Source organism: Stenotrophomonas sp. YJH_SMC_120, from assembly GCF_059368675.1.
In genome coordinates, this window is record NZ_JCAFRY010000030.1 from 24,459 (window position 1) to 33,623 (window position 9,165).

General features: G+C 59.5%; 6 protein-coding genes. 2 read left to right on the forward strand and 4 right to left on the reverse strand.

The window, feature by feature from the left end; all coding sequences use genetic code 11:
• Positions 1 to 239: 239 nt before the first annotated feature.
• From AC5P60_RS20650 to aceE, 4 genes are all read right to left on the reverse strand, one after another.
• Positions 240 to 1,916, reverse strand: coding sequence for an ADP-ribosylglycohydrolase family protein (locus AC5P60_RS20650; RefSeq protein ID WP_495201816.1), 1,677 nt, complete (start codon positions 1,914 to 1,916; stop codon positions 240 to 242).
• Entirely contained in the window at positions 1,916 to 2,575 is a 660-nt protein-coding gene (locus AC5P60_RS20655) for a DarT ssDNA thymidine ADP-ribosyltransferase family protein (RefSeq protein WP_483693922.1), read from the reverse strand. Before AC5P60_RS20655 ends, AC5P60_RS20650 begins: the two co-directional genes overlap by 1 nt.
• Entirely contained in the window at positions 2,572 to 3,978 is a 1,407-nt protein-coding gene (locus AC5P60_RS20660; protein WP_483693921.1) for a 3'-5' exonuclease, read from the reverse strand. The genes AC5P60_RS20655 and AC5P60_RS20660 overlap by 4 nt, the downstream gene beginning before the upstream one ends.
• A gap of 120 nt (positions 3,979 to 4,098) precedes the next feature.
• On the reverse strand, positions 4,099 to 6,786 hold the full coding sequence (gene aceE, locus AC5P60_RS20665) for a pyruvate dehydrogenase (acetyl-transferring), homodimeric type (protein ID WP_049412224.1): 2,688 nt from the start codon (positions 6,784 to 6,786) through the stop codon (positions 4,099 to 4,101).
• Between the two features lie 544 nt (positions 6,787 to 7,330).
• Here aceE and AC5P60_RS20670 point away from each other — a divergent pair.
• Positions 7,331 to 7,891 carry a PadR family transcriptional regulator gene (locus tag AC5P60_RS20670; protein WP_049437044.1) on the forward strand — a complete coding sequence of 187 codons (561 nt, stop codon included), beginning with the start codon at positions 7,331 to 7,333 and terminating at the stop codon, positions 7,889 to 7,891.
• A gap of 59 nt (positions 7,892 to 7,950) precedes the next feature.
• Complete coding sequence (locus AC5P60_RS20675; RefSeq protein ID WP_197577006.1) at positions 7,951 to 8,748, forward strand: siderophore-interacting protein; 798 nt, start codon at positions 7,951 to 7,953, stop codon at positions 8,746 to 8,748.
• Positions 8,749 to 9,165 lie beyond the last annotated feature (417 nt).

A 9,165-nucleotide genomic window follows, 5' to 3' on the forward strand; every position in this document is an offset into this window, starting at 1 on the left:
CCGTGCCGCGCTTGTCCTCGACCTCGCATCCGATCTTAATGAACTGGCGACAAGCAACTAGCAACGGGCTCCGTCGTCCTGTCCTGGACGATCTCAAAGACCAGCGCCGACTTGCACTGGGCGGTCCGTCGCTTAATCTCCGTTTCCATCATTTTGCTCGCCGTCTCCCTCGCTAAAGGCACCACCAAAAGTAAAAGTCAGTGGGTTATTACATAGACGCGCTTGAAGTCATCGACTGCCTACGGCCTCCGGGACAACCTGTAGTAGAGCAGCGACGTTAACGCGACAGGGTGCTCCACGCCGGGCGACCTTGAGATTATACCAAGCAGTGCCTCCCCCACGACTCTCGCATCAAAACCCGACTTTTCAATCTGCCGAAAAATACCCTCGATGCCAGCGTCGACACCTGCATCTTGGAACAGATTTTTCTGCGATTCGCCGTGAAGGTCGAGACTGCTCTGCGAGCTTCCAATGCTTCCGCTATCCGATGACTTTGATGAGTTGGACGGATTATGGAATGCCGTTGACTTAGCCGGATCATATCGCTTCGATCCAGGAAGCTGTCCAGCACCAGCTGCGGCAACTCCAGAAGAACGCCGCTTTGCAAGTACGGTTTGGCCAAACCCCAACTCCATCCATTGCCATACATCTTCGCTGTTTGAGACCTCATGGCTTACCGGAACTAGCGACCCAAGCCCCTGCAAAATATAGCCTTCTTCACCAACTGCGACTGCCGATGCCTGTGTCGTGGGCGGCTTCCAGTCAGCCAGGTCTGGGTAATTGAAGGCACGCACCTTCCTTCCAGACCTGATTTGCCCCAATCGCTCTGCCTCCATAATAATATAGTTACGATCTTGAACCTCGAACTCAGGCAATGGCGCCATTGAGCCCAGCATCGCTGCTGACATCGTGGCAATAGTATCTGTATCGCTACCGATCTCATTCACTGCTTGCACGACCGCCCCCTCCACGCCAAAGTCGCGGTGAAGCCATGCGGACACGGCAGCGGCTAGCGACGTCAGCAGCCCAGACCCGCGAATCTCCTTTCGCCTTAAATCCAAGGCATCGATCACCAAGGAGTAATTGGAAGGATCGCCCTCTGCCAGCCTATAAATCCTCTCAATATGCATCTTTAGCTCATCCCTAGCCTCTGCACATGCTCTACGAAGCGTGCCGCCAGACTTCGCCTCCCAGCTTTTGATCCAGAATGCAGAAAGCTGCGGATCTGCAGAAGCAATAGCTGGGATGTCAATCAATGCATCTCCAAATTTTACCCAGAAGTCCGGCCCGGGCATCTTTCCCACTCGAAATACGTGATGTAGACACAGCGCGTGGAAATACGCGCCTCCAAATCCATGGACGTGTCCATGTGTCGCAATGGAATCTCTAAGTACCGACGACAGCATTAGATCCAATGAGCCTGGCGGCGCCGCCAATACATGCGGCTGTATACGCATGGCGGCTCCATTTCCTCCACCATTAACATAGGAGATCGGGCCGGCCTCGAAGAAATTTGAGAACCAAGCAACTCCCTTTTTTGACAGATTTTGGGCCGCAACCTTTGATCCAACACCGGCTCCAAGTGCGTAGTTCAACCAGACTGGAAGTTCAACCTTCGCAAACGCCTCAACGTCGAAATTTCCTCCTGTGCTGATCGACCTGCAGACTGCCAATCGCAACTGTGTATCGTCGGAATAGGTTCCCGGTGGCATCGTGACGCTGACTCCGCGCATACCGCCTATTCGCCTACGCCACCTTACTGGCCCTGTAATATAGGGAGCACCCGCCCTTTTCCTGATGGCCTCAGGAGTTTCCGCCAGCTCACTTATCCAACCCATTGCGTCTGCAGCGGCTGCCCAGAGCATAGATGACTCGATGGAAGGGACCTGTCTCACATTAACCTCTTTTGCGCCCATCAGTTGGGTGCCCCTATAAATTTCGCTGGATCCAGCACCACCTGAACACCTTGGACGCCGGCCGTTTTCAGCATCGAGTATACGGAGTCGTGATGCTCCGCCTCAGAAACGTAGATCTTCCGCAAATAATCAATTGAAACCGATTGTGGATACAGAATTTCTGCTTGCTGACAGGTCGGCAATCGTTCGTCGCGACCAATTCTCCGCACGAACCACGCTGGACTCGACTTTCGCCATACCAGGGGAGCGAAAAGTCCAGAAAATCCATCGAGCCCCGGCACCCTCAAGCACCTATCATATGAATTATTTGTAGATGCAAAATATACACCCGAATGGCTCGCCAGTATTGAATCGAATGACAGAATTGCCCACCATAAATCCCTATGCCAAGACTGAGAAAACCCAAAGAAACTTGCATTAATCTCCGACACGGAGAGGTTAACATAGTCAAGCCAATCTTCAGATTTATCGAAATCTGAACGCTCCTCAGACCTACTTGCTGAGTTCAATGCAAGGACATAGGAAAGGTAATTTTCTCTCGGCAACCTTCTTCTTGAAATTAGTTCGCGACTATAGAGGACACCAACCACTCCGCGATTGGTAGTGAAGTGGAGGAGCTCGGTGATACCTCTAAGCGCACATTGCTCTTCTACTGTCACAGAACCACCTCTCGAACCAAACTTCGATCAATCCCCTGCATGAGAAATGATGCCTCGCTGGGAAGATATCCAATAGCGAGTGTATCCCTTGCTCTCGCACATGCAACGGCGAACAATCTGCGCATTCGCTCTTCCTTATCGTCATGTCCCGGGAGGCCAACCCCAGCGTTCTTTTCGCAAAGACCAAGAATGAAGACATGATCGAACTCAAGACCTTTTGCCGAATTGAATGTGCAAATTGCGACATTCTCCTCACCTTCCGGCCAATCGGGATTCCTTGTGATGTCCACGAAATCAACACCCGCTCTCGCGAGTCTATTCTTAAGGTATGTCAACCACCCCCCGCCCAATGGAGCAAGAAATCCGACTGACACCTCTGACAAATTAAGATTCCCTATAAAATTAATGGCCCAGTCGACCTGATCCGGATACTCACCCTCAACAATGTATGGAGGCAATCCATTTCTATATGCCCTATTTAAGTCAGGCATCGCCCCATCATTATCTATATTTATATTAGTAAGCAGACTGGAGACAAATGATGCAATCTGCACAGTGTTGCGATGATTATCCAGAAGCCGATAGAAAGCACCAGAAGGTACGTTAACCCCTGCCTCAGCCCATGTAAAGCCACGAGCATAGATTCTCTGCGCGGTGTCTATTACGAACGTGGCCGCATGCACCTCCTTCAGTGATGACATTACTGCCCTCAACTGATTGGCAGAGAAGTCCTGAGCTTCGTCAACTACAACCACATCATAAGAATTGCCATCTAATTCGGACAATACTTCAGTCGCCAGGGTATTCCAATCCATCATATCTCGCGCTTCGAGCTCGGCTATGTACGGATATATAACTTGATCAAGTATTAATCGCCGCATAGAAGCAACTACGCGTGGCATTTGACCTCGACCCGTTCGCTCGCAATCAATGTAGCTCTCCAAGTCCCCGCGAGCGAAGCGTCCCATCACGTAGTCAATTTCATCGACCAGATAGTCTTGGGCTAAGCCCTGCACATTTGATTCGCGAATGAGATCAAGCAGAAGATTACTTGCAACAGCCGGATTAAGGGCTCTTCCAGGCAGCAGCGACACCGCCCATTTGGCAAAGGTCGATATTTCTACAATTGCACTGCTTCCCGCCTGCCCTTGCGCTTCAGCGAGACTTGAAACATAGCCTGACAGTGTACGATTAAATGTGAGAACCAGGATTCTGACCGGTGTTGGATCATCTAATCGCCCCTTTCGCGCCTCAATCATGAATTTAAGCGACTGCATCCGAAGTAATGCTGTCGATGTCTTCCCACTCCCCGCGGCGCCTCTTATCACCTCCGCCCCCATCCGCTGGGCACTGATGATCGGGAGCTGTTCCGGCGTTGCATTTACTAGCGCTAGTTTCCTCATCCTTGATCCCCTGTCACAGCTGATACTAGCTGCAGTTGAATCGTAGCAGCATTATGGACCGCAAGAAAAAGGGGCGGCCTCGCGGCCACCCCCTTTTTCCTTAACTCATTAGGGAGAGAATCAAACCCCAACAGGATTAGCCTTCTCCGGATCAATCTTGTACTGCTTGATCGCCCGGGCCACGTCCTTCGCGGTCATCTTCCCTTCCTTCGCCAGCGCCGCAATCGCGGCATGGGCGATGTAGTACCGGTCAACCTCAAAGAACCGACGCAGGTTCGCACGCGTATCCGAACGGCCAAACCCATCGGTACCCAGCACGGTGTACGACATCGGCACGAACGCACGGATCTGGTCCGCATACGCACGCACGTAGTCGGTGGCGGCAATCGCCGGGCCCTGGCGGCCTTCCAGCAGCTCGGTCACGTAGGCCTTGCGCTGCTCACCTTCCGGATGCAGGCGGTTGGCACGTTCCACGTCGAAACCATCGCGACGCAGTTCGTTGAAGCTCGGGCAGCTCCAGATGTCGGCGGTCACGCCGAAGTCCTTGTCCAGCAGCTCGGCCGCGGCAATGGCTTCGCGCAGGATGGTGCCCGAACCCAGCAGCTGCACGCGCAGCTCGCCCTTCTTCGGCTTGCCGGCGTCGGTCAGCAGGTACATGCCCTTGACGATGCCTTCGGCCGCGCCTTCCGGCATTTCCGGGTGGGTGTAGTTCTCGTTCATCAGGGTGACGTAGTAATACTCGTCCACCTGGTCTTCCATCATGCGCTTGGTGCCGTGCTGCAGGATCACCGTCACTTCGAAGCCGAAGGTCGGGTCGTAGCTGCGCACGTTGGGGATGCCACCGGCCACCAGATGGCTGAAGCCATCTTCGTGCTGCAGGCCTTCACCGTTCAGCGTGGTGCGGCCAGCGGTACCACCCAGCAGGAAGCCGCGGGTACGCATGTCCGCTGCCTGCCAGGCAATGTCGCCCACGCGCTGGAAGCCGAACATCGAGTAGTAGATGTAGAACGGCAGCATCGGCACGTTGCTGACCGAGTAGCTGGTACCGGCGGCCATCCACGAGCTGATCGCACCCGGCTCGCTGATGCCCTGCTGCAGCACCTGGCCGCTCTGGTCTTCGCGGTAGAACATCAGCTGGTCGGCGTCGACCGGCTTGTACTTCTGGCCGAACGGCGCGTAGATGCCGATCTGGCGGAACAGGCCTTCCATACCGAAGGTACGGGCTTCGTCGGCCACGATCGGCACGATGTGCGGGCCCAGTTCCTTGTCGCGCAGGGTGATGTTCAGGCTCTGCACGAAGGCCATGGTGGTGGAGTAGCTGCGCTCGCCGCTGCTCTTCAGCAGGCGCTCGTACGCTTCCAGCTTCGGCGCCACGAAGGTCTTGTCGGCCTTGCGGCGGCGCTGCGGCAGGTAACCACCCAGGGCGGCACGGCGTTCCTGCAGGTACTGCACTTCCGGCGAATCCGGGCCCGGGTGGTAGAACGGCACCTGGCCGTCGGCCAGCTGCGCGTCGGTCACCGGAATGTTGAAGCGGTCGCGGAAGTGGCGCACCGCTTCGTCGTCCAGCTTCTTGGTCTGGTGGGTCGGGTTCAGTGCCTCACCGGCGCTGCCCATGCCGTAACCCTTCACGGTCTTGGCCAGGATGACGGTCGGCATGCCCTTGGTGTTCACGGCCTGGTGGTAGGCGGCGTACACCTTGTGCGGGTCGTGGCCACCACGGTTCAGGCGCCAGATGTCGTCGTCGGAAAGGCCGGCGACCATCGCAGCGGTTTCCGGGTACTTGCCGAAGAAATGCTCGCGGGTATACGCGCCGCCGAAGGCCTTGCAGTTCTGGTATTCGCCGTCGACGGTTTCCATCATCAGCTTCTTCAGGACGCCGTTGGTGTCCTTGGCCAGCAGGGCATCCCAGTAACCGCCCCACAGCAGCTTGATCACGTTCCAGCCGCCGCCACGGAACACGCCTTCCAGTTCCTGGATGATCTTGCCGTTGCCGCGCACCGGGCCGTCCAGGCGCTGCAGGTTGCAGTTCACCACGAAGATCAGGTTGTCCAGGCCTTCACGGCCGGCCAAGGCGATGGCGCCCAGGGTTTCCGGCTCGTCGCTCTCGCCGTCGCCGATGAAGCACCACACCTTGCGGTCGGACTTCTCGATCAGGCCGCGGTTTTCCAGGTAGCGCATGAACTGCGCCTGGTAGATGGCGGCCAGCGGGCCCAGGCCCATCGACACGGTCGGGGTCTGCCAGTATTCCGGCATCAGCCACGGGTGCGGGTACGAGGACAGGCCACCGCCGTCCACTTCCATGCGGAACTTGTCCAGCTGCTCTTCGCTGATGCGGCCTTCCAGGAAGGAACGCGCGTAGATGCCCGGGGCGCTGTGGCCTTGGATGAACAGCAGGTCGCCCGGGTGGTTCTCGCTCGGGGCGCGCCAGAAGTGGTTGAAGCCCACGTCGTACAGGGTGGCGCCGGAGGCGAACGAGGCGATGTGGCCGCCCAGGTCACCCGGCTTGCGGTTGGCGCGCACCACGGTGGCCATCGCGTTCCAGCGGATGATCGAACGGATGCGCCATTCCAGCTCGGCATTGCCCGGGCTCTTGGCCTCGAGCTGCGGCTCGATGGTGTTGACGTACTCGGTGGTGGGAGAGAACGGCAGGTAGGCGCCCGAACGACGGGTCAGTTCCACCATGCCTTCCAGCAGCTGATGCGCGCGCTCGGAGCCCTCGACATCAATAACGGCCTTCAACGACTCGATCCACTCCTGGGTTTCCACAGGATTCGGGTCGTTGTTCAGCACCTCGTTCAACCAGTTCATTAGCGCTCCCATAACCGCACGCACGCGCGCGACTGTTGTATAGATTTCTAGACCGCAAAGTGTAGCGCACCAAGGGCTTTCGTCACTTGGCTACGCAGGCGTATGGATGCAGGCGGCCAGTGTCCGCAAGGGGCTTGCAGGGCCCGCCGACGGCCCTGCGGCGGGCCTTGGCAGCTGCGCGGGCTGTCGCTTGCGGGCCGCTGCGCCCATGTGCAGGACGCAGTGTTACCGCTGCCGATGACGGTTGTAGGGCAGCGCCGGGGCCACGGCGGGCGCCGTCCGGGCTTCGCCACTGAACCGGCGACAACGTGTCGCACCTGCCTCTGGATTGCCGCTGGCCGTGGGCCCAAGGTGGCCCGTGAGTGATGGGCCCGGTGGCCCTGCTCCCTTCCACAGCATCGCCGGGGCGCCCCGCAAGGGGCGCCCCTTTGCTGTGGGTGGGGCTGGCCGTGGCCCAAATTGCACCTGCTTGTGGCCGGATCGGGTGTTGTCGCTTTCGACATATCGATATATCGTTTGCACACTCGTTTACCGATATATCGAAATGAGCCGAAGCCCCTCTCCTAGAGCCCGTTCCACCGATTCGGCGGTACCCCGTCGCAATGGCCAGCCACGTGTACTGAGCCGCGGCGACCTGCGCCTGCTGGTGCTGGCCCTGATCGGCGAGCAGCCGCGCCATGGCTACGAGCTGATGCAGCTGATCAGCAACCAGTTCATGCAGGCCTATACGCCCAGCGCCGGCACCATGTACCCGCTGCTGGCCAGCTTCGAGCAGGCCGGCTGGATCGAGGCCGAGGAAGTGGACGGCAAGCGGATCTTCCGCATCACCGCCGCCGGCGAGTTCGAGCTGAAGGTGCAGCGCACCCAGGTGCGGTTGGCGCAGCGACGTGCCTTCGACCGTGCCCGCGAGATCACCAAGGCCTCGCTGCCGCCGCCGCTGGCCTGCGCCCTGCGCGAGTTCAAGCGGGCGCTGGTGCACCACCACGGCCGCTGGGCCGAGGGCGAGGCGGACGAAGTGGCGGCGCTGCTGACGCGGGCGTCTGCCCTGCTCAACGGTACCGCCGGTAGCGAGGCATCACCGCTTTCAACGACCCAGCCAGACTGACTCCAGCCAGGTCTCCCCTACGCCGCGCGCCCCCGCGCGACACCTTTACAGGTAATCCCATGACCGAACATAACAACACGCGCCTGCGCCTGGATGTGCGCTTCCGTGAATTGACCGTGCTGCGCACTGAAGAGGTCACCCCGCACATGCGCCGCATCGTGCTGGGTGGCGACGCGCTGGCCGGCTTCGATTCGCCCGGCGCCGACGACCACATCAAGCTGTTCTTCCCCAACGCTGCGGGCGAGATGGTGCTGCCGGTGCTGACCGCCGAAGGCCGCAGCTACCCGGACGGCAAGGAGCCCTCGCCCGCCCGCGACTACACCCCGCGCTGGTGGGACCACGAGACCGGCGAGCTGGCCATCGACTTCGTGCTGCACGACCAGGGCATTGCCGGGCCGTGGGCCGAACGCGCGCAGCCGGGCGACACGCTGGTGATCGGCGGCCCGCGCGGTTCGTTCGTGGTGGCCGACACCTACGACGCCTATGTGCTGATCGGCGATGAGACTGCGTTGCCAGCCATCGCTCGCTGGCTGGACGTGCTGCCGGAGGATGCCGAGGTGCAGGCCTTCATCGAAGTGAGCGATGAAGCCGAGCGCCAGGACCTGCCGCAGTACGAGAACGTGCGCATCCACTGGCTGGAACGCAACGGCTTCCCGGCGGCGACCAGCACCCTGCTGGAAGACATGCTGACCGACTTCGAGGCGCCGGAAGGTGATGTCTTCTACTGGATCGCCACCGAATCGCGTCGCGCGCGGATGATGCGCAAGTTCATCGAAGGCCACCTGGGCGTACCGCGCGACTGGATCCGCTCGACCGGCTACTGGAAGGCGCACCCGGACGAAACCGACGGCGATTGATCCAAAGACGGTGGGTGCGGCCCCTGCCTGGTAGGTGCGGACCGTTGGTCCGCACGCCCTGCAACAGGTAGTGCCGGCCGCTGGCCGGCAACCTCATGAACCTTCGGCAGGAACCCGCAATTGCCGGCCAGCGGCCGGCACTACCACGCGGGGCACCGCCTGCCGCATCCACCCAAACAGCTGCGCGGCCTAGATCTCCAGTGCCAGCATCCGCACGCCCTCCGACAGGTAGTGCCGGCCGCTGGCCGGCAACCTCATGAACCCCCGGCAGGAACCTGCAACTGCCGGCCAGCGGCCGGCACTACCACGCGGGGCACCGCCTGCCGCATCCACCCAAACAGCTGCGCGGCCCAGATCTCCAGCGCCAGCATCCGCACGCCCTCCGACAGGTAGTGCCGGCCGCTGGCCGGCAACCTC